The organism is Paraburkholderia sp. BL25I1N1, from assembly GCF_003002025.1.
In the GTDB taxonomy this organism is placed as follows: domain Bacteria; phylum Pseudomonadota; class Gammaproteobacteria; order Burkholderiales; family Burkholderiaceae; genus Paraburkholderia.
The window spans coordinates 234,430-259,320 of the sequence record NZ_PVZB01000004.1 but is presented as its reverse complement, the minus strand read 5'-3'; the positions used below and the strand labels follow the sequence as shown (position 1 = coordinate 259,320).

Below are 24,891 nucleotides of genomic sequence, written 5' to 3'. Positions count from 1 at the left end.
AGAATACAACTCACATTATACGATGCCCAAGCGGCCCACTGACCACCCGGCCGACGCAGCTTCGGCACGGAATTCATCGCCGGCTTCAAAGCCGGCTGTTCCGGTTCTCCCGCCTTCGCCAGACACACCGACACCGCTGCTCGGTAACCTGACGCCGTCGCAATTCATGCGCCGCTACTGGCAGAAAAAGCCGCTGCTGATTCGCCAGGCGATCCCGAACGTCGCGGCGCCATTGTCGCGCGACGAATTTTTCGAGCTGGCCGATCAGGACGAAGTCGAAGCACGCCTGATCACCCATTTCCGCAATAAATGGCAGCTCGAGCACGGGCCGTTCGCGCCTGACGAACTGCCTTCGGTGAAGCAGCGCGCATGGACACTGCTTGTGCAAGGCGTCGATCTCCACGACGATCGCGCCCGCGCCCTGCTAGACCGTTTCCGCTTCGTGCCGGACGCGCGTCTCGACGACCTGATGATTTCCTACGCAAGCGACGGCGGCGGCGTAGGGCCGCACTTCGATTCCTACGATGTGTTTCTTTTGCAAGTAAAAGGCAAGCGCCGTTGGCGCATTAGCGCGCAGAAAGATCTGACGCTGCAAGCCGGTTTGCCTTTGAAAGTTTTACAGAACTTCCAGCCCGAAGAGGAGTGGCTGCTCGAACCGGGCGACATGCTGTATCTGCCGCCGCGCATCGCGCACGACGGCATTGCCGAGGGCGAATGCATGACCTGTTCGATCGGTTTTCGCGCCCCTTCGGCGAGCGAACTGACCGCGCAATTCCTCTACCATCTGGCCGAGCGTGGCGAGTCGGCGGGTCAGCCGGGCGCGCTTTATCGCGATCCCCAGCAACCTGCCGTGGAGCGTCCGGCCGAGCTCCCCGCGGCGCTAGTCGAGAGGGTTGGCGCAATCCTTGCTGGCATCAAATGGAATGAGCAGGATATTGCGTCGTTCCTTGGCACGTATCTCAGCGAACCCAAGCCGAGTGTCGTCTTTGATCCGCCGCAAAGGCCGCTTAATGAAGCCCATTTCATCAGTCTGGCATCGAAGTCAGGCATTCGGCTGGACCGCAAGACTAATTTGTTGTACAACCGCCGTTTTTTCTTCGTAAATGGAGAGGAAACCTCATTTGATGGCGCAAGAAAGTGGTTGTTTGACCTCGCAAATCACCGCTGTATGAGTGCGAAACGCTTTGTAACACTCTCACACGATTCGTCGGTGACAGCACGGCTACACGAGTGGTATTGTGCGGGCTGGATACAAGTGGGCGAGCTTGCGTAACTCTGCCTGCCTGCTATACCGTACAGTGAAATTTTGTATGAGAAAGACAACGTATTGACCCCGGATTTATGGATTGTCAGTACGAAAGTGCATATAATTTCCGCCCAAGCCGTAGGGAAGATTCGAGCTCGTCAAAAGAGCTTCTCCACCAGCGGCCCAGGTCGGTGTTGGAGCACATTACCGGTTTTATTTTGCGCTGTTGCTTACCTTTAAACCATAAAAGGACGTGATCATGAAGAAATCCCTCCTCGTAGCATCCCTGTTGGCAGCTGTGGCACTGGCTGCATGCAACAAGAGCAACGACCAAGCCGCCGCCCCGGCTAGCGACGCAGCTGCTGCTTCGGCACCGGCTGCCGCAGCTTCGGATTCGGCTGCTGCTGCTTCGGGTGCTGCTGCTGCTGCGAGCGACGCTGCTGCTTCGGCTACGACCGCTGCTTCGGACGCAGGCGCTGCTGCTTCGGACGCTGCCGCTTCGGCTGCTGCTCCGGCTTCGGGCGCAAGCCAGTAAGCTGTCGCATAGGGTTCGCCTCTGGGCGAAAACTGCATCGGGAAATCATCGCGATTTCCCGGGCAGTAAAGCAAAACGCCACGGATTCACATCCGTGGCGTTTTGTCATTCAAGCGCCGCTTTTTTATAGCGGCGTTCATTGATTTTAATCAGGCTGATCAGCCTGTTGCGCCGGCGTCGCGCTCTCTTCAAAAAACTCGCGCACCACCTCGATCTCGCGTGTGCGTTTGAATGGCGGCAGACTCTGCCAGATACGGCGCCCATACGGTTTGTCGACGAGTCGTGTGTCGCAGATCATCAGCACGCCACGATCGGTCTCAGCGCGAATCAGACGGCCCGCGCCCTGCTTCAGCGTGATGACCGCCTGCGGCAACTGATGCACGGCGAATGGACTCAAGCCTTTCTTGGTCAGTGCGTCGAGTCGCGCAGACAACACCGGATCGTCGGGCGGCGCAAACGGCAGCTTGTCGATTACCACTAGCGACAATGCGTCGCCGCGCACATCCACGCCTTCCCAGAAGCTCTGGCTGCCCACGAGGATCGCGTTGCCGTACGACCGGAATCGATCCAGCAGTTCGGTGCGGCTCGCATCGCCCTGCACGAGCAGCGGATAGTCCCAGCCGCGCGCTTCGATCGTGTCGCGCAGCTTCGCCGAGATGCGGTCCACCGCGCGCAGCGTCGTGCACAACATGAAGACGCCGCCGCCCGATGCTTCAATCGCCGGCAGCGCGGCGTCGAATACGGCGTCGGTGAACATGGGTGAAGACGGCTGCGGCAAATTGCGCGGCACGTACAGCAGGCCCTGCGTCGGATAGTCGAACGGACTGGGCAGCGTCATCGAACGCTTCGCGTTCAGACCCATTTGCGCGGCGTAGTGCGTGAAATCGCCGCGCACTGACAGCGTGGCCGACGTGAAGATCCACGCGCGCGGCACACCGGCGCGCTGCTTCGCGAAGATCGGCGCGACCGACAATGGTGTTTCGTGCAACTGCACGGTATGCGAGAAGACTTCGATCCAGCGCACCTTTTCGTTGGGATCGGCGCGCTCGCTTTTGCCGTCGGCAGAGGCGCCGTCAGCGGCTTCGCGCTCGGTTTGCGTGGGTGGCGTGGTCCAGCCGGCAAGCACGCCCTGCAGCTCGCGTGCGCGGCGCAAACACGCGCCGATCGATTCCGCTCGCTCGGCCTGACCCGCCAGCGCGGACGCCAATGCATCGAGCTCGGTTTCGAGCGTTTCGAGTGCGGAGAACAACGGATGATCGTCCGGCAACTGGCCAATCGACAAGCGCACCGAGTCTTCCTTGAAGGCCAGTCGCACATCGCGCGCGGCGCGCTCGAGCGTGGCGCCGAGCTTGACCCAGTCGACCGTTTCGCGCGCATGGCCCAAACCTTCGGCCACCGAATCGCGGGCGAGTTCGAGAAACTGCGTGGTCGACAGCGTCTCGCCGAAGAACAGCGTCGCCGTCTCGGGCAGTTGATGCGCTTCGTCGAAGATGATCGTGTTGGCGGTGGGCAGCAATTCCGCCATGCCCGTATCGCGCAACATGACGTCGGCGAAAAACAGATGGTGATTCACCACCACGATATCCGCCTGCTGCGCCTCGCGGCGCGCCTGCATTACAAAGCAGTCCTTGTAATGCGGACATTCCTGGCCGAGACAGTTTTCGCGCGTGGACGTGACCATCGACCACACCGCAGCCGTTTCCGGCACGCTCGCCAGTTCCGCCTTGTCGCCGGTGCGCGTGATCTTCGCGAAGCGCACGATATCCTGCAGATACGAGGTTTCCTGACGCGAGGGCAGACGGCCGTTATCCGCGGTGCGCTGCAGATAGTAGTGGCACAGATAATTCGCGCGCCCCTTGAGCATGGCGACCGATACCGGCACCGCAAGCGCATCGCGCACGGTCGGAATGTCGCGCTGAAAGAGCTGATCCTGCAAATGCTTCGTGCCGGTGGACACGATCACCTTGCCGCCCCACAACATGGCCGGCACCAGGTACGCATAGGTCTTGCCGGTGCCGGTCCCGGCTTCGACGATCAGCGTGTTCTCGCTGCCGTCGAGGCCGCTCGAATCGGCGCCCTCAGCGGCCTCGGCGGCGGCATCGGCACCTGCTCCCTGCAGACGCCGCGCCGGACGCTTCTGCGCCTCGAACATGGCCGGCTCGGGCATTGCGCGGCCCGATGCTTCCATGGCGGCGGCCACGGCGCGCGACATTTCGATCTGCGAGGCGCGCGAGCGGTAGCCGTCGATCTGACGGGCCAGCAAACCGTTGGCGGCGAAGATCTCGTCCAGTTCGGCGACCCGGCGTGGATTCAGCGACGCGCTCAGTGCGGACGCGGCGGGACGCGGCGCCGGTGTAACGGCTCCTGATGCGTCGTCGCCCGGCGTGGCACGGGATGAAGTTTCAAGCGGTGAATTCAAGGCAAGCGTTTCCTGCAAAATCCGGCTCGCGCGGCGCGCGCCCGGCGCCTGCCAGGCCGCGAACTCAGGCGCGTGCGTCCGGTTCGAGCTGCAATTGCAGCAAGATGATGGTGTCCTTGACTTTGAGTTTGCGCTTTTTCAGGCGCTGCAACTCGAAGTCGTCGATGCCGGGCTCATCCGACATTCGGTCGATCAAGCGATCGAGCCCACTATGCTCCGATTCCAGTTGCAGAATACGGTCGCGAAGTGTGTCCGCGTTGATGACGTGATGTTGATCGCGCATGCTCGCCTCCTCTCGTCTACGGCGGGGGCCGCGTGTGCGGCCCGATGCCTGAGGTTGCTGTCCGGCTTAAAACGCATAACGGCGGCTACAGCCCTGCCACTCAGCTCAGGGCCCTTCAGCCCGCTTACTGCTGCTGCTCCTGCTGCTGCTTTTGCCGCTCTTCCTGTTGCTGCTGTTTCAACGCGTCCTGACGCTTCTGCTCGGCTTTCTCGGCCGCCTGCTTCTGACGCGTCTCCACCTCGGCCTTGTGCTGCGCGGCGTCCGCCTGCTTCTTCTCGAAGCTCTGCTGCTTCTGCACGCGCTCCTGCGCCTTCTGCGCGCCTTGCGCACGCGCCTCGTCGAGCTTGCGCTGGAAGTCGCCCTGCTTCTGATCGTACGCCTGCTGGTTGGCCGCCGCCTGCGACGGGCTGATGCCGCGCTGCGCCTGATCCAGCGCGTGCTGACGCAGTTTGTCCTGATAGGCCTGCGCATTCGCGCTGCGCTGCGGCGCCTCGGCGGCGCGCTGCGCCTGATCGATCTGATGCTGTTTCTGCTTGTCTTCGTACGCCTGCGCGTTGCGTGCGTCGTCGGCGGCACGCTGCGGCGCGCTCGCTTCGTCCTGCGCGCGCTTGATCGCGGCCTGTTCGTCACGCACGCGAGCGCGCTGCGTGCGCTGTTCGCCGTCGAGCGCGAGTTGTTCCTTGCGAATGTCCGCCTGCACCGAGCGCATGCTGTCGCGCGCCTTGTTCAGGCAATAGTTGACGAAGAACTTGCTGTAGCAGTCATGTTCCGCGACGCCGTAGCGGTAGTTGTTCTCCTCGGTGCGCTGATCGAGGGCTTTCTGGCGCGCGTTGAAATCACTATCCGACGCCACCGCGTTGCCGGCGCTGTCCGTGCCGTCGGCGTTCGTGACGCCCTTGACCGTCGTGGCTTGCGCGCCCGACGCGGCGGACGGCGTCAAGGCGCCTATGGGCCGCGCGGCGCTGCTGCTCGCCGGCGTCGCGGACTGAGCCGTGGCCGGCGTGGACGCGCCCAATGCGACGGCCAGCACACACGACGCGCAAGACGCGAAAAACACCCCACGCGAGGCGAACGCGGACCTGAACGCGGAACGCGGCGCCGATGGGAGCGAAGAGCGCGAAGAGAGCGAAGAACGTGGCAAACCCGGTGCCAGACCCGGCGGGAAAGACGGCGGCAGTTGTGACAAGCGAGAGACCAAGCGGGAGCCCAGGCAGTTGAGTGACAAGGAGATCGGCAACGTCGTAGAGGGTCAACGGAACATGCCCGAAATTCTATCACCCTGCGGTTGAGCCCTTTTGCATTTATGGCAAAATGCCCCGCTCCAGCAACCTGGTCGCAGCGCGCACGCCCGGCGTGCCCCGACGTGCCTCATGCGGCCCTCGCGTGCCGCCCACGTTCGGTCAGCGCGCGGCCTCCGAACTGAGTCCGCAGGAACACCAAGACCTTATGACGGAAACCGTAGCACTCAAGATCGTACAGCGCATCGCCGCCGAACTGTCCGTCCAGCCGCGCCAGGTCGCGGCCGCGGTGCAACTTCTCGACGAAGGAGCGACTGTTCCGTTCATCGCCCGCTACCGTAAGGAAGTGACCGACAATCTCGACGACACGCAACTGCGCAACCTCGAGGAACGCCTGCTGTATCTGCGCGAACTGGAAGACCGACGCGCCGCGATCATTGCCAGCATCGATGAACAGGGCAAGCTCACCGACGAGCTGCGCACCGCGATCGAAGGCGCCGACAGCAAGCAGGTGCTGGAAGACCTGTATCTCCCATATAAGCCGAAGCGCCGCACGCGCGCGCAGATTGCCCGCGAAGCCGGCCTGCAGCCGCTTGCCGACGCGCTGCTGGCAAATCCCCTGCTCGACCCGCAAACCGAAGCCGCCGCCTACGTGGACGCGGAGAAAGGCGTCGCCGACGTCAAGGCCGCGCTCGACGGCGCGCGCGACATCCTCTCGGAACAGTTCGGCGAAACGGCCGATCTGCTCGGCAAGCTGCGCGACTACATGTTCAACCAGGGCGTGGTGTCGTCGAAAGTGGTGGAAGGCAAGGAACACGCGGAAGAAGAAAAATTCCGCGACTACTACGACTACGCGGAAACCATCCGCACGGTGCCGTCGCATCGCGCGCTGGCGCTGTTCCGCGGCCGCAATGCGGGCGTGCTGATGGTCAAGCTGGGTCTGGGCGAAGAACTCGACGCGCAGGTGCCGCATCCGGGAGAAGCGTTGATCGCGCGCCACTTCGGCATCGCGAATCAGAACCGGCCGGCCGACAAGTGGCTCTCCGACGTGTGCCGCTGGTGCTGGCGCGTGAAGGTGCAGCCGCATATCGAAAACGAGCTGCTGACCAATCTGCGCGACGAAGCCGAGCACGAAGCGATTCGCGTGTTCGCGCGCAATCTGAAGGACTTGCTGCTGGCTGCGCCCGCTGGCCCGAAGGCTGTGATCGGCCTCGATCCGGGTATGCGCACCGGCGTGAAGGTGGCGGTGGTCGATCGGACCGGCAAGGTGCTCGCCACCGACGTGATCTATCCGCACGAGCCGCGCCGCGACTGGGACGGCTCGATCGCCAAACTCGCGCGCATCTGCGCGCAGACGCAGGCTGAACTGATCAGCATCGGCAACGGCACCGCGTCGCGTGAAACGGACAAGCTCGCGAGCGAACTGATCGCGCGTCATCCGGAATTCAAGCTGCAGAAGATCGTCGTGTCCGAAGCGGGCGCGTCGGTGTACTCGGCCTCGGAACTCGCGGCGAAGGAATTCCCCGACATGGACGTGTCGCTGCGCGGCGCGGTGTCGATTGCGCGCCGTCTGCAAGACCCGCTCGCCGAGTTGGTGAAGATCGAGCCGAAGGCGATCGGCGTCGGCCAGTATCAGCACGATGTGAATCAGCGTGAACTGGCCCGTTCGCTCGACGCGGTGGTCGAAGACTGCGTGAACGCCGTCGGCGTGGATGCGAATACGGCGTCGGTTGCCCTGCTCGCCCGCGTCTCGGGTCTGAATGCCACGCTGGCGCGCAATATCGTCGACTATCGCGATGCAAATGGTCCGTTCCCATCGCGCGAGCATCTGCGCAAGGTGCCGCGTCTGGGCGACAAGACGTTCGAGCAGGCCGCCGGTTTTTTGCGTATCAACAACGGAGAGAATCCGCTCGACCGCTCGTCGGTTCACCCGGAAGCGTATCCGGTCGTTGAACGCATGCTCGCGAAAATCAGCAAGCACGTGGGTGAAGTGCTGGGCAATCGCGACGCATTGCGCGGCCTCTCGCCCGCGGAATTCGTCGACGATCGTTTCGGTCTGCCGACCGTGCGCGACATTCTGCTCGAACTCGAAAAGCCGGGCCGCGATCCGCGTCCCGAGTTCAAGACCGCGACGTTCCGTGAAGGCGTCGAAAAGGTCAGCGATCTGACGCCGGGCATGGTGCTCGAAGGCGTCGTGACGAACGTGGCGGCATTCGGCGCGTTTATCGATATCGGCGTGCATCAGGATGGTCTGGTGCACGTGTCGGCCATGTCGACCAAGTTCATCAAGGATCCGCATGAAGTGGTCAAGGCTGGTCAAATCGTCAAGGTGAAGGTTCTTGAAGTCGACGTGAAGCGCCAGCGTATCGCTTTGACGATGCGGATGGACGATGAAGTCGGTGTGGCGGCGGCACGCAGCAGTGGCGGCGCCCAGCAGGATCGCGGCGGCGCGGGTCGTTCGGGCGGCGGTGGACGCGGCGCGCAGCAACAGCGCTCGCGTGAGCCGGAAGCGGGTGGCGCGATGGCGGCTGCGTTCGCCAAGCTCAAGCAGAAGTAATTTTTTGCCGCGTTGGAGGCGCGTGATTCGCTCACGCGCTTGATGAGCTTGATGGGCACCGCGCGGTGCCCGATCAGTCACTCGCTCGATCAAGCTGCAAGCAAAAAGCCCACACACGTGGGCTTTTTTTTCGCGCCTCGATACACGAGGCGCCTGAAAATCAGCGGCAGCCTTCAGATCTCGATCTTGGTCCCCAACTCCACCACCCGATTAGCCGGAATACTAAAGAAATCCGTCGGCTTCGCGGCATTCTGATGCATCCACGCGAACACACGTTCGCGCCACACCGACATGCCCGGCAGTTGCGTCGGCACCACCGTTTCGCGCGCGAGGAAGAACGACGTGTCCATCATCTCGAAGGTCATGTCACGGGTGCGGCCGACTTCGAGCAGCACCGCCTTCACGTCCGGCGTTTCGTTGAAGCCGTAGGCCGCCTTGACGAGATACAGGCCACCGTCGATGTCCTTGACCGTCACGCGCTCCGAGTCGTTCACGTACGGAATATCGCGCGTCACGAAGGTCAGGAAAATGGTGCGCTCATGCAGCACCTTGTTGTGCTTCAGATTGTGCAACAGGCTCACCGGCACGAGCGAATCGCTGCCGGTCAGATAGATCGCCGTGCCCGACACGCGATGCGGCGGATGCGCGAGCAAGCCCTGCAGGAACGGCATGAGCGGAATGCCGTCCGCGGCCGTGCGTTCCTTGACGATCATGCGGCCCTTGAACCAGGTCATCAGCAGGAAGAACAGCAATGCGCCGATACCGAGCGGCAACCACCCGCCTTCCTCCACCTTCAGCAGATTCGCGCCGAAAAATCCTAGATCGACCGTCATGAACACGCCGATGATCAGCGCCACCAGCAGCTTGTTCCAGTTCCACACGTTCACCATCACGACGCAGGCGAGGATCGTGGTGATCACCATGGTGGCCGTCACCGCAATGCCGTACGCGGCCGCGAGATTGTCCGAGCTCTTGAAGGCAATCACGATGCACAGGATGATGAACAGCAGCATCCAGTTCACCACCGGCACATAGATCTGGCCGATCGCCAGTTCCGACGTGTGCAGGATCTTCATGCGCGGCACGTAGCCGAGCTGGATCGCCTGGCTAGTCAGCGAATAAGCGCCGGAAATCACGGCCTGCGAGGCGATCACGGTTGCGACGGTCGAGAGCACGACGAGTGGCAGCAAGGCCCAGTCCGGCGCGAGCAGGAAGAACGGATTTTCGATGGCCTTCGGATCGTGCATCAGCAGTGCGCCCTGACCGAAGTAGTTCAGCACCAGCGAAGGCATGACCAGGAAATACCACGCCATGCGGATCGGCTTCGCACCGAAATGGCCCATGTCGGCGTACAGCGCTTCGGCGCCGGTCAGCACCAGCACGACCGAGCCGAGCACCACGTAGGCCTGCAGCACGTGCGCGGCCATGAAGGTGTACGCGTAATACGGGTTCAGTGCGCGGATCACGTTCGGCGACTGCAGGATATGCCACAGGCCGAGCACCGCGAGCACCGCAAACCACACCACCATGATCGGACCGAACAGGCGGCCGACCATCGCCGTGCCGTGCCGCTGAATCCAGAACAGCAGCACGAGGATCACCATGGTGAGCGGCAGCACCAGATGCGACAGATGCGGCGCGGCAACTTCCAGACCCTCGACTGCCGAGATCACCGAGATGGCCGGCGTGATCACCGCATCGCCATAGAACATGCAGGCACCGAATATGCCGAGCATCACCAGCACGCCGGCCATTTTCGACTTCTCGTCGAGCGAGCGCAGCGCCAGTGCCATCAGCGCGAGCACACCGCCCTCGCCGTTATTGTCCGCGCGCATCACGAACAACACGTACTTGACGCCGACCACGATCACGATCGCCCAGAACAGCAACGAGATCACACCCAGGATTGATTGATCGGTCAGCGGAATGCCGTGAGAGGGGCTGAAGGCTTCTTTCAGCGAGTACAACGGGCTCGTGCCGATATCGCCGAACACCACTCCGATCGCAGCGAGAGCGAGGGAAGGCAGAGGCTGTTTGTGCACGTGATTGTTATCTGTCATAAACGCGAGGAAATCCGTTCCCTGAGCGGAAAAACGACCGCCATTCTAAACTGCCGGCATGGCGCCGCCCGGCTTGTTGTGGATACGCCACGTGATGGTCCGCGCAGTGTAGCACTGCGATATGGGCGCGTCTGCTGCGCGAGCCGCATTGCCGGCATCGGCGTTGCGCGGTTTGCGAAGCACACACGCACGGCCCGCACATAAAAAAACGGAGCCCACTGGGCTCCGTTTTGCGAAACTACGCAGGGTACGGCGCGACGAAGATGCAACACGTTCGGCGCCGAAGTGCGCATCACTTCTCCGACGACTCCTGCGCTTGCTGCATGCCGCGTTTGATCCACGCGCCGAGATTATGCGGGCGCACCGTGTCCCATTCCTCGAACGGCTGATGGATCCACGGATTGGTAGGCAAATACTGGACGTGATAGTCGGGCTTCACCTTCGAGCAGCCCTTGTACCAGAGCACCGCCGAACGCACGGCGGTGATCGCCGGATAACGCTCTTTCAGATGCTGCTGAACGCGCGCGAGCGTCACGCCCGAATCGACCAGATCGTCGACCAGCAACACGTTGCCGTGCAGCTCGCCGCGCGTCATGGTGATGTATTGCGCGATGTCGAGTTCGCCCTGCTCGGTGCCGGCCGCTTCACGATACGAACTCGTGGCGAGAATCGCCAGCGGCAGATCGTAAATGCGCGAGAGCTGATCGCCGACGCGCAGACCGCCGCGCGCGAGGCACAGGATCTTGTCGAACTTCCAGCCCGACTCATGCACCTGCAACGCCAGCAATTCGATCAGCCGGTGATACTCGTCCCAGCCGACCCACAGGTTCTTGTCGTCGTTGCGCGGATCTTTCATCGCAATCATGGGTACACCTTGAACCATGGCTTAAACCTTGAACGGATGACGAAGCAGAATGGTTTCGTCGCGATCCGGACCGGTCGACACCATGTCGATCGGAATGCCCGCGACTTCCTGCACACGCGACAGATAAGCGCGCGCATTCGCGGGCAGCTTGTCCCATTCCTTGATGCCGACGGTGCTTTCCTTCCAGCCCGCGAAGGTTTCATACACCGGCTCGCAACGCGCGACTTCGGACGAACCACGCGGCAGCAGGTCGACATGCTTGCCGTCGACCGTGTAGCCGACGCACAGCTTCACTTCGTCGAGACCGTCGAGCACGTCGAGCTTGGTCATGCACAGACCCGATACACCGTTGATCTGGATCGAGCGGCGCAGCGCGGCGACGTCGAGCCAGCCGGTGCGGCGCGGACGGCCGGTGACCGAGCCGAATTCCTTGCCGACGGTAGCCAGTTCCAGGCCGATCGCTTCCTGACGGGCGGCGTTATCCGCGTCGTACAGTTCGCTCGGGAACGGGCCCGAACCGACGCGCGTGCAATATGCCTTGGTGATGCCGAGAATGTAGTTCAGCTTTTGCGGACCGACACCCGCGCCCGCCGTGGCCGCACCCGCCACGCAATTGCTCGACGTGACGTACGGATACGTGCCGTGGTCGATGTCGAGCAGCGTGCCTTGCGCGCCTTCGAACAGCAGGTTGCTGCCGGCCGCGTTCGCGTCGTAGAGACGGCGCGATACGTCGGTGACCATGGGCTTCAGACGGTCGGCATAGCTGAGCATCGTGTCGAGCGTTTGCTGGAAGTCGACAGCGTCAACGCCCAGGTATTGCGTCAACACGAAGTTGTGGTAATCGAGATTTTCACGCAGACGTTCGGCGAAGGTTTCCGGCTCGAACAGGTCCTGCACGCGCAAGCCACGGCGTGCCACCTTGTCTTCGTAAGCCGGGCCGATGCCGCGGCCGGTGGTGCCGATCTTGGCCGCCCCACGGCGCTTTTCGCGGCCCTGGTCGATGGCGATGTGATACGGCAGGATCAGGGTGGTGGCTTCGGAAATGAAGAGGCGATTCTGAACGTCGACCCCGGCGGCTTCGAGCTCGCCGATTTCCTTGAACAGCGCTTCCGGCGACAACACGACGCCATTGCCGATGTAGCACGCGACGCCGGGATGCATGATGCCCGACGGAATCAGACGCAAGATGGTTTTCTTGCCGCCGATGATAAGCGTGTGACCGGCATTGTGACCGCCCTGGAAGCGAACGACGCCTTGAGCGTGGTCCGTCAGCCAGTCGACGATCTTGCCCTTGCCTTCATCACCCCACTGGGTTCCCACGACGACGACGTTACGCCCGGGGTTCACATTCACTGCGCTGGCAGACATGTTGTTTCGTAAGCTGGTTAAAAATGTATTCTACCTATGTTCGCGGAACCTTCCGAATTTTTCCGTTTCCGCTCAACGGTATGCACGTTATGTTGGGTATTGCGAAAGTAGCGCGGCCGATGGCCGCGCCGCGTTTTAACGGCACGTTCGATGCCGTCTGAGATGCCCTGAGAATCACCCTCGGGCGGGTCCGACGGAACGCTCAGGCAACGCGCTCAGGCGCGCGGTTCGACGACCCAGTTGCCGTTGCGCTCGACCAACACGCGGTCGAAAGCGAATTCGTCCAGATCGTGTTCATGGCCGGGCAGCGCCTGAATCACCACTTCACCGGCATCGCGCAACGCGGCGACGCTCACGCGCAATGCTTCGTCGTGCTGCCACGGCGCGAGAATCGCGCTGCTGCGCGCTTCGACCGGCGAAATCCGCGCCACTTCGCGCAGATCGAGCGAAAAGCCGGTGGCCGCCCGCGCGCGGCCATACGCCTGGCCCACGTGGTCGTAACGGCCGCCGCGCGCTACCGCATTGGGCACGCCGTCCACATACGCCGAGAACATCACGCCGCTGTGGTAAGCATAGCCGCGTAGATCAGCGAGATCGATCATCACTTCGGCGCCGTCCACCTGGCTTGCGAGGAACGCCAGGTCGTCGAGCGCGCGGGCGATGGCCGGCGCATTCGGCAAGCGTGCACGGGCTTCGTCGAGCACCGAGGCGTCGCCGTAAAGCGTGGGCAGCGCGCGCAAGGCGTCGCGGATCACCGGCGTGAGGCTGGCTGTCAGTTCGACGAGACGCGGCACGTCTTTGCCCGCCAGCGCGTCGTAGAGCGACTGCCCGAGCTCGGCCGCGGCCGGCTCGGCTTCGATCAGCGCCGCGAGCACACCCGCGTGGCACAGATCGAGGCGCACTTTCGCGAGGCCGGCCAGACGCAGCGCGTCGAGCATCAGTTGCTGGATTTCCAGGTCCGCTTCGAGGCCGGCGTGTCCATAGATTTCCGCGCCGATCTGGATTTGCTCGCGCGTGGCATGCAGGCCGCGCGGACGCGTGTGCGCGACATTGCCCGCATAACAAAGACGCGTCACGCCCTGGCGATTCAGCAGATGCGCGTCGATGCGCGCGACTTGCGGCGTGATGTCCGCGCGCAGGCCGAGCGTGCGCCCGGACAGCTGATCGACCAGCTTGAAGGTCCGCAGATTCAGATCGCGCCCGCCGCCGGTCAGCAGCGACTCGATGTATTCGAGCAACGGCGGCATAACCATCTCGTAACCGTACGAACGGAAACGGTCCAGCAAATGGCGCCGCAATTCTTCGATCTTGCGGGCTTCCGACGGCAGCACGTCGGCAATATTTTCGGGAAGTAACCAGGTCGACATCGATACAGTCCTACGACGTTGAACACGGCGGCTGGGTGCGCCGGTAAGTGAGAGTGAATGGCGGGCGGCGGCTCGATTTTGGCGGCCATCGCGGGCGTCTGGATTGGCTGCAGCGACCCTATCCGGCTTTTGGCCGCAGGGCCTTGCACAATGCGGCGTTCAGAGCACCGCGGGCCATGGCGGCCGATCACATCTGGCCGCGGGTAATTACGGTGATCGCGGATGATCGCGCGCACCGTCGGACCGCGAGGCCAGCGGCAAAACAAACGCCTTCAGGTCACGATAAACAGCAGGATCAGCCCGAGCACCATCACGATCAGGCCGCCCACCCGAATCTGATGCGGCGGCCGTTCCGCTATTTTACGGAACGTGTCGCGCCAGGCGCTCGGAAAAACGAAGGGAAACATTCCCTCGATAATCAGCATCAACGCGATCGCGAGCAGTAACGAGCCGGCTATATCCATGCGATTCAAAGGGCCGCGATGCGGGTGCCGCGGCGTTCCGGTTATCAGGGTTTGCGCGGGACCGCGGGAGCGTCCGGGGCGGCGCCGCCGGTCGGGCTACGCATGAAGCGGAAGAACTCGTTGCTCGGATCGACCACGATCACGTCGCCCGGCTTGAAGGTGTTCTTGTACGCCTGCATGCTTTGATAGAACTGGTAGAACTGCGGGTCGCTGCCGTAAGCGTCGGCGGCGATCTGCGCTGCCTTGGCATCGCCTTCGCCCTTGATGGTCTGCGCCTGACGATAACCGTCCGCGAGAATCGCCTGTTGCTGGCCGATCGCGTCCTGCCTGATCTTGTCGGCTTCGGCGGTGCCCTTCGCGCGTTCGTCGGCCGCGACCTGCTGGCGCGCGGCGATCATGCGCTTGTAGACCGAGTCCGCCATCGACGCCGGGAAATCGACGCGCGTCAATTGCACGTCGACCACCGACACGCCGAGCGATGCCGCCGCCTTGTCCATCGCGGCGCGCGCTTCGTCGGCGACGGCCTGTTGCCGCGCGAGCGCGTCGGACAGCGTGACCTTCGCGAACGCATCGCCGAGCGCGCCGCGCGACAGCAACGCGAGCCGGTCCGGCAGGCTCTGCGCATCGCCGCGGGTTTCGGCGAGCAGCTTGAGCGGATCGGTCACGCGATATTTGAGAACCGGGTTCGCCAGCAGATCGATTTTGTCGGACGTCACGTAACGGTCTTCGTCCGGCGCATCGAGCGACTGAATGCGGTTATCGACCAGCGTGACCGTTTGCAGCGGCGGCGGCAATTTCACATGCAGACCGGGGCCGAGCAGGCTCGGCGCTTCGTCGCCGTGCGAGGACAGCACGGCCATGTGGCGCTGATCGACGACGAACACCATCGACGAAGCGGCGAACAGCACGATGACGACAGCCACGACGAGCGCAATGATCTTGTTCATGATGTGCGCTCCTTATTGAACGTCGTCTTCGCGCATACGGCTGCGGAAGGAGTCGCGTGAACGCAGCGCGTCGCTGCCGGCTGCGGCCTGGCTGGCCGGCGCGGCGGATGCCGCAGGCGCCGAAGCCGCGGAGCCGGTTGCGGAGGCGGACGGTGCAGCCAAAGGCGACGCGGCATTGCTCGCCGCTTGCGGCGCGGCAGCGGCGGTGGCGCCTGCTGCCGCACCCGAGGCGGCGGCAGCGTCGGCGACCCGCTGGCGAGTCTGCTCGACCAGCTTGTCGAGCGGCAGATACAGCACGTTGTTGCCGCTCTTGCTGTCCACGTACACCTTGGTCGTATTCGAATAGATCTGCTGCATGGTGTCCAGGTACATGCGCTCGCGAATCACCGCGGGCGCTTTCGAGTACTGCGCGTAGACCTGCTTGAAGCGCTCGGCGTCGCCTTGTGCCTGGGCCACGGTCTTCTCACTGTAGGTTTTCGCTGCGTCGATCTGGCGCGCCACGTCGGCTTGCGCGCGCGGCAGAAGATCCGCGGCATAGGCTTCGGCATCGCGTTTCGCGCGGTCGTTTTCCTGACGGACTTTCGCGGCGTCGTCGAAGGCGGCCTGCACGCGGTCGGGCACCTGCACGCCCTGGATCGTCACACCGGTCACGGCGAGGCCGGACTGATATTCATCCAAGGATTGCTGGATCGCCGCCATGAGTTGCTGGCGAATTGTTTCGCGATCCTGATAGAGGATGTCATTGGTGCTGCGCGCGCCGACGATGTTACGCACCGCCGCCTGGGCGGCCTGCATCACGCCCTGATCGGGATCGACGCTGCGAAACAGGTAATCGGTCGGCTTCTTCACCTGGTATTGCACGGCGAAGCGCACGTCGACGATATCCGCGTCGTGCGTGAGCATCGACGCGTCTTTCACATTCGCGAGACGCACCACGTTGTTGCGGCCCACTTCCACCTGGCGGATCTGGCCGATGTTGACGAGCTCGTGTGCTTCGAACGGATACGGCAGACGCCAGTGCACGCCCTGTCCCGCCGTGTAGCGATACTTGCCGAACTGCATGACCACGCCGGCCTGGCCGTCCTGCACGACAAACACGCCGCTGCCGAGATAAATGGCCAGCAGCACGCCGATCACGATGCCCACGCCGATCCGCGCGCTACGACCGTTGTCGGGACGCCCGCCACCCGCACCGCCGCCCTTGCGGCCGAACACCCGGCTCAAACGACGGTTGAAATCGCGCCACATCTCGTCGAGATCGGGCGGTCCCTCGCCGTCTTTGTTCGGCGGACGCTTCGGCTCGTTGGGACGTTGCCGGTCGCCATTGGCGTCTCCCCGGCCCCAGCGCGGATCGTTCAGTGACAGCATGGCGCGCATGCGCACCCAGATACTCCGCTCGTTGTAATCGTTCACCTGTGTTCGTTCACCAGAGTAGACAGCGGGTCAGTGCAATTGGAACGGGTCAGTGCCCGAGTTCTGGGACCTTGCGGTCGTCGCGTGGTGCTGCCGACCGGTCCTCTTCCGAGAGATCGACCAGCGTTTCGGGAAGAGGTTCGGCAGTTGCGATTTCAGCGATGGCTGCGCGCAATGTGTCCAACCCTTGCCCCGTGCGCGCGCTCAAAAAGACGCGCGAAATATTACCATACTCGTCCCTTTCAACCGCGTCCCCACGGGCCGCCAACTCCGGCACCGCGTCGATCTTGTTGAAGACCAGCACCTGCCGGATCGTGTTTGCACCGATTGCGTGCAATACCTCGTTCACCTGATCGATCTGGTCGAGCCGCACCGCGCTCGACGCATCGACCACGTGCAGCAGCAGGTCAGCGTGAATCGTTTCCTCGAGCGTGGCGCGAAACGCCGCCACCAGCTGGTGAGGCAGTTCGCGGATGAAACCGACCGTATCCGACACCACCACCTGCCCCGCTTCGTCGCCGAGATAGACGCGCCGCGAGGTGGTATCCAGGGTCGCGAACAACTGGTCGGCGGCGTACGCCTGAGCCTTGGTGAGCGCGTTGAAGAGCGTGGACTTGCCCGCGTTCGTGTAGCCGACGAGCGACACCGACATGGTCTGATTGCGGCTGCGCGCGCGGCGCTGCGTGCCGTGCTGACGGCGCAATTTCTCGAGTCGCGTCTTGAGCGCCTTGATGCGCTCGCCGATCAAACGACGGTCGGTTTCGAGCTGCGTTTCGCCAGGGCCGCGCAAACCGATACCGCCTTTTTGCCGCTCCAGGTGAGTCCATGCGCGGATTAGCCGCGTCGACAGATACTGCAGTTGCGCGAGTTCCACCTGCAGCTTGCCTTCATGGCTGCGGGCGCGTTGCGCAAAAATGTCGAGGATCAGACTGGTGCGGTCGATCACGCGCCGATTAAGCGCCTGCTCCAGATTGCGCTGCTGCGCAGGCGCCAGTGCGTGATTGAAAATGACGAGTTCGATGTCGTTCGCCTCACACGCAAGACGCAGTTCTTCGGCCTTGCCGCTGCCGACGAACATCTTGGCATCGGGACTGGAACGGCGCCCGGTGAGGGTGACTAAGGGATTCGCGCCCGCGCTTTGCGCGAGCAAGCTGAGTTCTTCCAGACTGGCTTCGAAATCGATCTTACCGAAGTCGATGCCGACAAGCGCTGCATTAATCAAATTGGAGGGTATCAAGATGAGGCGGCCGGGAGTAATCGCCAACGGGCGACGCTACGCCGGCCGCGACGGGGGTTAGGACTGTTCAGAATCCGGGTGGAAATTCACCGGACGGGCTGGCACGACTGTCGAGATTGCGTGCTTGTAGACCATCTGGGTGACCGTATTCCGGAGCAACACGACGTACTGGTCGAACGATTCGATGTTCCCTTGAAGCTTGATGCCGTTGACCAGATAGATCGACACCGGCACATGCTCTTTACGCAGTGCGTTCAAAAACGGGTCTTGTAACAATTGCCCTTTGTTGCTCATAGCAAACTCCGTATTTTTTTGCAGGTTGACTGAATTGACGCGGAAGAAAAAGAGATCCAGCGTCAACCGCTACACTATAGCCGATTTTCATTTTTGCGCGGGAGGCCTGGCCAGGCGGCCAAAGCCAGCACACACGCGGGTTTCAGCCTAGGTCTAGCCTTTATCCGCGTAAGGGTTCGTCGACGATCTGAACTCTATGCGCAATGGAGTCCCAGTCAGCTTGAAAGTTTCCCTGAAGCGGTTTTCCAGATAGCGTTTGTACGTTTCGGTGATCGCGTCGAGCGCATTGCCGTGAATCACGATGATCGGCGGATTCTGTCCGCCCTGGTGCGCGTAACGCAGTTTCGGGCGCACCGGACCGCGTCGGCGCGGCTGCTGGAATTCGACGGCATCGATCAACGCGCGCGTGAGCTTCGGCGTCGGCAGCTTGGCCATGGCGGCTGTGTAGGCGTCGTCAACCGAGCGCATCAACGGGCCGATCCCGGTTTTTTCCGCGGCGGAAATGAAATGGAATTTGGCGAAGTCGAGAAATTTTAGTTTGCGCTCGAGGTCCGCTTTGGTGCGGTCGCGCACATGCGGATCGAGACCGTCCCACTTGTTCACGCCCACCACCAGCGCACGGCCCTGCTCCACCACGAAGCCGGCAATGTGCGCGTCCTGCTCCGAAATGTCCTGGCGCGCGTCGAGCAGCAGGATCACGACATTGGCGTCGGAGATCGACTGCAGCGTCTTCACCACCGAGAATTTTTCGATCGCTTCGAACACTTTCCCGCGGCGGCGCAAACCGGCGGTGTCGATCAGCGTGTACGGCTTGCCGCCGCGTTCGAAATCGACATAGATCGAATCGCGCGTGGTGCCCGGCATGTCGAACGCGATCACGCGCTCTTCGCCCACCAGTGCATTGATCAACGTCGACTTGCCGACATTCGGACGGCCGACGATCGCGATCTTCACGCCGCGCGTCTGCTTCTCTTCGTCGCTTTCTTCCGGCTGGCCGGCGTAGGCGACTTCGAGCGCCTCGTTGATCATTTCGGTGACGCCGTCGCCATGCGCCGCGGAAATCGCGCGCGGGTCGCCGAGGCCGAGTTCGTAGAAGTCGGCGGCGACGTTGCTGTACTTCATGCCCTCCGCCTTGTTGACGACCAGGAAAATCGGCCGGCCGACCTTGCGCAGATAGTCGGCGATCGACTTGTCCTGCGGCGCGAGGCCATTGCGACCGTCGACGATGAACACGACGATGTCCGATTCCTCGACCGCCTGGCGGGTTTGACGCGCCATTTCGTGCAGGATGCCTTCTTTCGCGACCGGCTCGAAGCCGCCGGTGTCGACGACCAGATACGGCCGGTCGCCGGCGCGCCCCTCGCCGTAATGGCGATCGCGGGTGAGACCGGGCAGGTCGGCAACCAGCGCATCACGCGTGCGCGTGAGCCGGTTGAATAGCGTGGATTTCCCCACATTGGGGCGCCCGACGAGGGCAATAACGGGTTTCATCAGATGTTGTTCACGGTGAAACGCGGGATCGAAATCGACCGGCCGCGTAGCGACGCCATGCGGCCGCTACACGGCAGCGTTTGACGAAAATTATCACGAATTCGGCCAGCCCCGGATGTGCTGTCAATATGCACGCCCGGGCGGACGGGGGTTTGGCTGTATGGGCGACGCCAGCGGGCCGCCAGATTCAGTCTTGATTGCTCGACGGCTCGCACGCCGGTTCGAAACCGATTCTGTGCGGTATTGGCGAACCTGCCGTCGAAGGTGATGCCGCAAGCACTCACCGATGGCCACGTGGGCCCGTGCGCCATATCTGATCCGACTTGCCGGACCAGCCAGTCCGGCGGAATTCTTTTACTTACTCTGCCCTGCTACTACAACTCGAACTGCATCTCGGTAAAAACATGCGCGGCCGGCGAAGCCGGCCTGCGCGCCAGACAGCGATTGCTGCGCGCGATCAGCGCGGGCGGTAGCCGTACAAATCGCCGTCGTGCGTCAGCACCACCAGCGTTTCGCCGGCGAGCACCGGCGCTGCGGTGATCGGGCTGCCGTCGGTCTTCACGCGCGCGACCAGCGTGCCGTCGTCGCGGGACAGGAAGTGCACGTAGCCCTCGTAGTCGCCGAGTACCGCGGCGTGACCCAGAATGAACGGCACGCTCAGGTCGCGATTCTTCAGCTTGTCGTTCTTCCACAGCGGCGCGCCGCTGTTGGTATCGAACGCCGACACCACCGACCAGTCGTCCGCCGCGACCACGGCGCGCTCATCCTGCGCCAGACCGCTCGTGCTCGAAAACGCCTTTTCCCACACGGCGCGGCCCGAGTTCGCGTCGAAACAGCCAATCTGGCCCTGGAACGTCACGGCGCAGGTTTCCGAACCGACCAGCGTGGGCGGACCAGTCACGTCATTGATGCGCTCGACTTCCGTCACGCCCTTCGGATAGGACACCGGCGTTTGCCAGTAGTTGTCGCCCGTTTGCAGGTTGATCGCCGCGAACGCGCCGCCGGGGAAACCGGCCAGCACGGCCGCGTCGCCCGCGAACGTCATGCCCGACGACACGCGCAGATTGAGCGGCACCGCGCGATTGCGGTAATTCCACTTCTGCTCGCCGGTTTGCGCGTTGAACGCGGTGATCTGGCCGTCGACCGTACGCACCACCACGAGGCCGTTGCCGACGAGCGGCGGCGAGATGATTTCGCCCGGCGCCTTGGCGGTCCAGAGTTGCTTGCCATCCGCGCCGAGCACGTAGACGTCGCCCTTCAGGCCGCCGACCGCGGTAAGTGTGCCGTCGCTGCCGACGCCTGCCGACAGGTCGTCGTGCAGTTTGACGCGCCAAACGTCCTGACCGGTCTGCGCGTCGATCTTCGCAACCGAACCGTTCGCGCCGGCCGCGTACACCGCGTTGCCCACCGCAACCGGCGAGAACAGGTAACGCCCTGCCTTACCGACGCTTGCCTTCCAGGCCTGCTGCACGTCGAGCACGGGTTTGAACTCGGTGAGCGGCGTGGGCACGCGGCGCTCGTCTTTCGTGGATGAGCAAGCCGCCATGGTGAGCACGGTCATCGCACAGGCAACGGGCACAGCGTAACGTTTCAGCAGATTCATCGGTGGACGAAGCATTCAGGAAATTAGTTAAAAGAGACCGGTTGGTCGTTGCACGCGGCGCTGATTGGGGCGCTCATGTGCGGCGATCAGCCGCCCAGCGCGTCCAGCTTGAACTGAATCAACTGGCGTGCCGAGCTATCGTTTTTCGACAGCGAGTCGAGCGCGAGCTTATAGGCCGCGCGTGCATCGTCACGCTTGCCTTGGGCGGCGAGCAGATCGCCGCGGCCGTTCGCCACGATGCCCTTGAACGCGTCGGACTGCGGTTCGGCGAGCAAGGCGAGGCCCTGATCGTAAGCCTTGTCGTCGAGCAGCAATGAAGCGAGACGCAACTTGGCGATCTGCTTGAACTCGTCATCTTTCGCGTGATCGATGGTCCATTGCAGTTGCGCCTTCGCGGCGGATTCGTCGCCCGCGGCGTACAGCGCCTTGGCGGCGCCGAGCGCGGTCATTTGCGCATACGCGGTGCGGCTGAACTTGTCTTCCATGTCGGTGGCGACGCGCGTGATCTTCGCCTTGTCGCCCGATGCCACGGCTTGCTGCACCTGGTCATACAGCACGGCGGCTTCAGCCGCCTGGCGCCGTTGCCAGAAATTCCAGCCGTTCCAGCCGGCGGCGGCCACCAGTGCCACCAGCACGATCCATGTGGTTGCATTGCCCCACTGCGTCCACCATGCCTTCAGACTTTCAATCGATTCTTGTTCGTCGTGGTAACTCATTGCCCGGCGATTTCCTCTTTCTTGCTACGTGTGCGTGTCGAATCCGATTGAAAACCAACCGGCTCGACGACATCGCGATCAGTCGTCGCCGTCTTCGGCGGTTGCAACCATCGCATTGATTAGAAATTCGGTCAAGTCTTCGGCCGGCACGTTTTGTTGCTCGTTTTTACCGCCGTTAGCATTTGTATCGCGCAGTGGTTTGACGCCGACCGTGCCGTTGGCGATCTCGTCTTCGCCGAGCACCACGGCGAAGGCCGCGCCGCTTGCGTCGGCACGCTTCATCTGCGATTTGAAGCTGGCCGGTTGACCGTCGGCGCTGCAATGCAGGATCACGTCGAGACCGGTGTCGCGCAAACGCTCGGCGATGATAAAGGCCTGCTCGCGCGCCGCGTCGCCCTGATGGACCACGTACACGTCGCAACCTTCGTCTTCCGGCACGAGTTGCTCTTCCTTCAGCAACTCGAGGATGCGCTCAATGCCCATTGCCCAACCGCATGCCGCCGTCGGCTTGCCGCCAAGCTGCTCGATCAGCGGATCGTAACGGCCGCCCGCCGCGACGGTACCTTGCGCACCGAGTTTGTCGGTCACCCATTCGAACACGGTCAGATTGTAGTAATCGAGACCGCGCACGAGACGCGGATTGATCTTGAACGGGATATTGTTCGCCTTCAGAATGCGCTGCAAACCTTCGAAGTGCGCGCGCGATTCTTCGCCGAGAAAATCGATCAGCTTGGGCGCGTTCTGCGCGACTTCCTGCATGGCCGGATTCTTCGTGTCCAGCACGCGCAGCGGGTTCGTGTAGAGACGGCGCTTCGCTTCTTCGTCGAGCACGTCCATGTGCTTTTCGAGGTACGCGATCAGTTCCACACGATGCGCCGCGCGTTCATCCGCGAGGCCCAGCGAGTTGATTTCGAGCTTGATGCCCATCAGCCCGAGGTCGTCCCACAAGCGCTGGCACATCATGATGATTTCAGCGTCGGCATCCGGGCCGGCAAAGCCGAGCGCTTCCACGCCGACCTGATGGAACTGGCGATAACGGCCGCGCTGCGGACGCTCGTGACGGAACATCGGGCCGATGTACCACAGACGCTTCGGGCCGTCGTACAGCATGTTGTGTTCGATCGCCGCGCGCACCACCGCCGCCGTGTTTTCCGGGCGCATGGTCAGATTTTCACCGTTCAGTGCGTCGGTAAAGCTGTACATCTCTTTCTCGACGATGTCGGTCACTTCACCGATACCGCGCTTGAACAGCTGCGTATGCTCGATGATCGGCGTACGAATATTCTGGTATCCGTACGAACGCAGCATCGACTTGACGGTCGTTTCGAAAAATTCCCACAGCCCGGCTTCCTGCGGAAGGATGTCGTTCATGCCCTTCACGCCGGAGAGCTTTTCGAGCTTTTTCTTCTGTTCAGTCATCTGTATTCGAGAGCCGATATTTAGTTGGCTACCGTGGCGCGGCCATAGCTGCGCTCGACGTAGTCACTCACGATTTGCTGGAATTCTTGCGCGATGTTATCGCCGCGCAGCGTCTTGACCTTTTCGCCGTCGATGAACACCGGCGCCGCCGGATTCTCACCCGAGCCCGGCAGGCTGATGCCGATATTCGCCTGCTTCGACTCGCCCGGACCGTTGACGATGCAGCCCATCACCGCGACGTGCATCTTTTCGACGCCCGGATACTGATCGCGCCAAACCGGCATCTGCGTACGCAAATAGGTCTGGATTTGCGACGCCAGTTCCTGGAACAGCGTGCTGGTGGTGCGACCGCAACCCGGGCACGCGATCACCATCGGCGTGAACGAGCGCAGCCCCATGGTCTGCAAAATTTCCTGGCCCACGATCACTTCGCCGGTGCGCGAGGCGCCCGGTTCCGGCGTGAGCGAAATACGGATCGTGTCGCCGATGCCCTGCTGCAGCAACACGGACAACGCCGCCGTCGAGGCAACGATGCCCTTCGAACCCATGCCTGCCTCGGTCAAGCCGAGATGCAGCGCGAAGTCGCAACGGCGCGCGAGTTCGCGGTACACGGCGATCAGATCCTGCACGCCGCTGACCTTGCACGACAGAATGATCTGGTTGCGCGAGAGACCGAGTTCGACCGCCCGCTCCGCCGAGCCGATCGCCGACTGGATGAGCGCTTCGTACATCACACTTTGCGCTTCCCACGGCGTGGAACGCGCGGCGTTCTCGTCCATCATCTTCGCGAGCAGATCCTGATCGAGGCTGCCCCAGTTGACGCCGATACGCACCGGCTTATCGTACTTCGCCGCGGCTTCGATCATCTGCGCGAACTGCGTGTCGCGTTTCGCGCCGTGACCCACGTTGCCCGGATTGATCCGGTACTTGGACAACGACTCCGCGCACTCGGGGTAATCGCGCAACAGCAAATGGCCGTTGTAATGGAAGTCGCCCACCAGCGGCACCGACACGCCCATGCGGTCGAGCTGCTCGCGCACGGCCGGCACGGCTGCGGCCGCTTCCGGCGTGTTCACCGTGATACGCACCAGTTCCGAACCGGCTTGCGCCAGTTCCTTGATCTGGATGGCGGTGCCGATCGCGTCCGCGGTGTCCGTGTTGGTCATCGACTGGATGCGCACGGGTGCGTCGCCGCCGATGGTAACGAGCTGGCCGCCCCAACGGACGTCGACCGCGTGCGACTTGCGCCGCGGTGCCTGGCCGCCGAACACCGGCTCGGTTGAAACGATCTTGCTACTGGATTGGGATTGAGCTTCGGATTGCATCGAAAAACCCATTTACGCCGCATGCGCCACACAAAAGACGTCGC

21 protein-coding genes are annotated in these 24,891 nt (G+C 62.7%); 4 read left to right on the top strand and 17 right to left on the bottom strand.

Going from position 1 to position 24,891, the window contains the following annotated elements; genetic code table 11:
- Positions 1-22: 22 nt before the first annotated feature.
- Positions 23-1,273 (top strand): cupin domain-containing protein, encoded by a 1,251-nt coding sequence (locus B0G73_RS07920; RefSeq protein WP_106279519.1) that lies wholly within the window; start codon positions 23-25, stop codon positions 1,271-1,273.
- A 232-nt stretch (positions 1,274-1,505) separates the two neighbouring features.
- Positions 1,506-1,781: a hypothetical protein gene (locus tag B0G73_RS41145; RefSeq protein ID WP_083772052.1), complete on the top strand. Its 276-nt coding sequence runs from the start codon at positions 1,506-1,508 to the stop codon at positions 1,779-1,781.
- Between the two features lie 145 nt (positions 1,782-1,926).
- Here the strand turns inward: B0G73_RS41145 and B0G73_RS07905 are convergent, their stop codons facing one another.
- From B0G73_RS07905 to B0G73_RS07895, 3 genes are all read right to left on the bottom strand, one after another.
- Positions 1,927-4,200 carry an ATP-dependent DNA helicase gene (locus tag B0G73_RS07905; RefSeq protein ID WP_106279517.1) on the bottom strand — a complete coding sequence of 758 codons (2,274 nt, stop codon included), beginning with the start codon at positions 4,198-4,200 and terminating at the stop codon, positions 1,927-1,929.
- 64 nt (positions 4,201-4,264) lie between these two features.
- Entirely contained in the window at positions 4,265-4,483 is a 219-nt protein-coding gene (locus B0G73_RS07900; RefSeq protein WP_007181361.1) for a DUF465 domain-containing protein, read from the bottom strand.
- A gap of 124 nt (positions 4,484-4,607) precedes the next feature.
- The gene (locus tag B0G73_RS07895) at positions 4,608-5,540 is read right to left on the bottom strand and encodes a hypothetical protein (protein WP_106279515.1); all 933 of its coding nucleotides are present in this window, start codon (positions 5,538-5,540) and stop codon (positions 4,608-4,610) included.
- On the opposite strand from B0G73_RS07895, the gene B0G73_RS40420 reads away from it, so the two are divergent.
- Together B0G73_RS40420 and B0G73_RS07890 are read left to right on the top strand one after the other, a co-directional pair.
- Positions 5,476-5,772, top strand: coding sequence for a hypothetical protein (locus B0G73_RS40420; protein WP_181196511.1), 297 nt, complete (start codon positions 5,476-5,478; stop codon positions 5,770-5,772). The two genes, B0G73_RS07895 and B0G73_RS40420, sit on opposite strands and share 65 nt — an antisense overlap.
- Positions 5,773-5,929: 157 nt before the next feature.
- The gene (locus tag B0G73_RS07890) at positions 5,930-8,278 is read left to right on the top strand and encodes a Tex family protein (RefSeq protein ID WP_106279513.1); all 2,349 of its coding nucleotides are present in this window, start codon (positions 5,930-5,932) and stop codon (positions 8,276-8,278) included.
- Positions 8,279-8,451: 173 nt separating this feature from the next.
- Here the strand turns inward: B0G73_RS07890 and B0G73_RS07885 are convergent, their stop codons facing one another.
- From B0G73_RS07885 to ispG, 14 genes are all read right to left on the bottom strand, one after another.
- On the bottom strand, positions 8,452-10,338 hold the full coding sequence (locus tag B0G73_RS07885) for a potassium transporter Kup (protein WP_106279511.1): 1,887 nt from the start codon (positions 10,336-10,338) through the stop codon (positions 8,452-8,454).
- Positions 10,339-10,630: 292 nt separating this feature from the next.
- Positions 10,631-11,221: a phosphoribosyltransferase gene (locus B0G73_RS07880; RefSeq protein ID WP_106279509.1), complete on the bottom strand. Its 591-nt coding sequence runs from the start codon at positions 11,219-11,221 to the stop codon at positions 10,631-10,633.
- A gap of 3 nt (positions 11,222-11,224) precedes the next feature.
- Positions 11,225-12,571, bottom strand: coding sequence for an adenylosuccinate synthase (locus tag B0G73_RS07875; RefSeq protein ID WP_106279507.1), 1,347 nt, complete (start codon positions 12,569-12,571; stop codon positions 11,225-11,227).
- A 215-nt stretch (positions 12,572-12,786) separates the two neighbouring features.
- Positions 12,787-13,938, bottom strand: coding sequence for an ATP phosphoribosyltransferase regulatory subunit (locus B0G73_RS07870; RefSeq protein WP_106279506.1), 1,152 nt, complete (start codon positions 13,936-13,938; stop codon positions 12,787-12,789).
- Between the two features lie 272 nt (positions 13,939-14,210).
- The gene (locus B0G73_RS07865; RefSeq protein WP_007181354.1) at positions 14,211-14,402 is read right to left on the bottom strand and encodes a DUF2065 domain-containing protein; all 192 of its coding nucleotides are present in this window, start codon (positions 14,400-14,402) and stop codon (positions 14,211-14,213) included.
- A gap of 44 nt (positions 14,403-14,446) precedes the next feature.
- A complete protein-coding gene (gene hflC / locus B0G73_RS07860; protein WP_106279505.1) occupies positions 14,447-15,349 on the bottom strand; it encodes a protease modulator HflC in 903 nt (300 codons plus the stop codon).
- Between the two features lie 12 nt (positions 15,350-15,361).
- Complete coding sequence (gene hflK, locus B0G73_RS07855) at positions 15,362-16,762, bottom strand: FtsH protease activity modulator HflK (protein WP_106279503.1); 1,401 nt, start codon at positions 16,760-16,762, stop codon at positions 15,362-15,364.
- 49 nt (positions 16,763-16,811) lie between these two features.
- On the bottom strand, positions 16,812-18,026 hold the full coding sequence (hflX, locus tag B0G73_RS07850; RefSeq protein WP_181196510.1) for a GTPase HflX: 1,215 nt from the start codon (positions 18,024-18,026) through the stop codon (positions 16,812-16,814).
- A 30-nt stretch (positions 18,027-18,056) separates the two neighbouring features.
- A complete protein-coding gene (hfq, locus tag B0G73_RS07845; RefSeq protein ID WP_006051315.1) occupies positions 18,057-18,293 on the bottom strand; it encodes an RNA chaperone Hfq in 237 nt (78 codons plus the stop codon).
- Positions 18,294-18,446: 153 nt separating this feature from the next.
- Positions 18,447-19,784 carry a ribosome biogenesis GTPase Der gene (gene der / locus B0G73_RS07840; protein WP_106279499.1) on the bottom strand — a complete coding sequence of 446 codons (1,338 nt, stop codon included), beginning with the start codon at positions 19,782-19,784 and terminating at the stop codon, positions 18,447-18,449.
- 457 nt (positions 19,785-20,241) lie between these two features.
- Positions 20,242-21,387 (bottom strand): outer membrane protein assembly factor BamB, encoded by a 1,146-nt coding sequence (bamB, locus tag B0G73_RS07835; protein WP_106279498.1) that lies wholly within the window; start codon positions 21,385-21,387, stop codon positions 20,242-20,244.
- Positions 21,388-21,473: 86 nt separating this feature from the next.
- Complete coding sequence (locus tag B0G73_RS07830) at positions 21,474-22,103, bottom strand: tetratricopeptide repeat protein (RefSeq protein WP_106279496.1); 630 nt, start codon at positions 22,101-22,103, stop codon at positions 21,474-21,476.
- Positions 22,104-22,181: 78 nt separating this feature from the next.
- Entirely contained in the window at positions 22,182-23,522 is a 1,341-nt protein-coding gene (gene hisS / locus B0G73_RS07825) for a histidine--tRNA ligase (RefSeq protein ID WP_106279494.1), read from the bottom strand.
- A 20-nt stretch (positions 23,523-23,542) separates the two neighbouring features.
- Complete coding sequence (ispG, locus tag B0G73_RS07820) at positions 23,543-24,859, bottom strand: flavodoxin-dependent (E)-4-hydroxy-3-methylbut-2-enyl-diphosphate synthase (RefSeq protein ID WP_106279492.1); 1,317 nt, start codon at positions 24,857-24,859, stop codon at positions 23,543-23,545.
- Positions 24,860-24,891 lie beyond the last annotated feature (32 nt).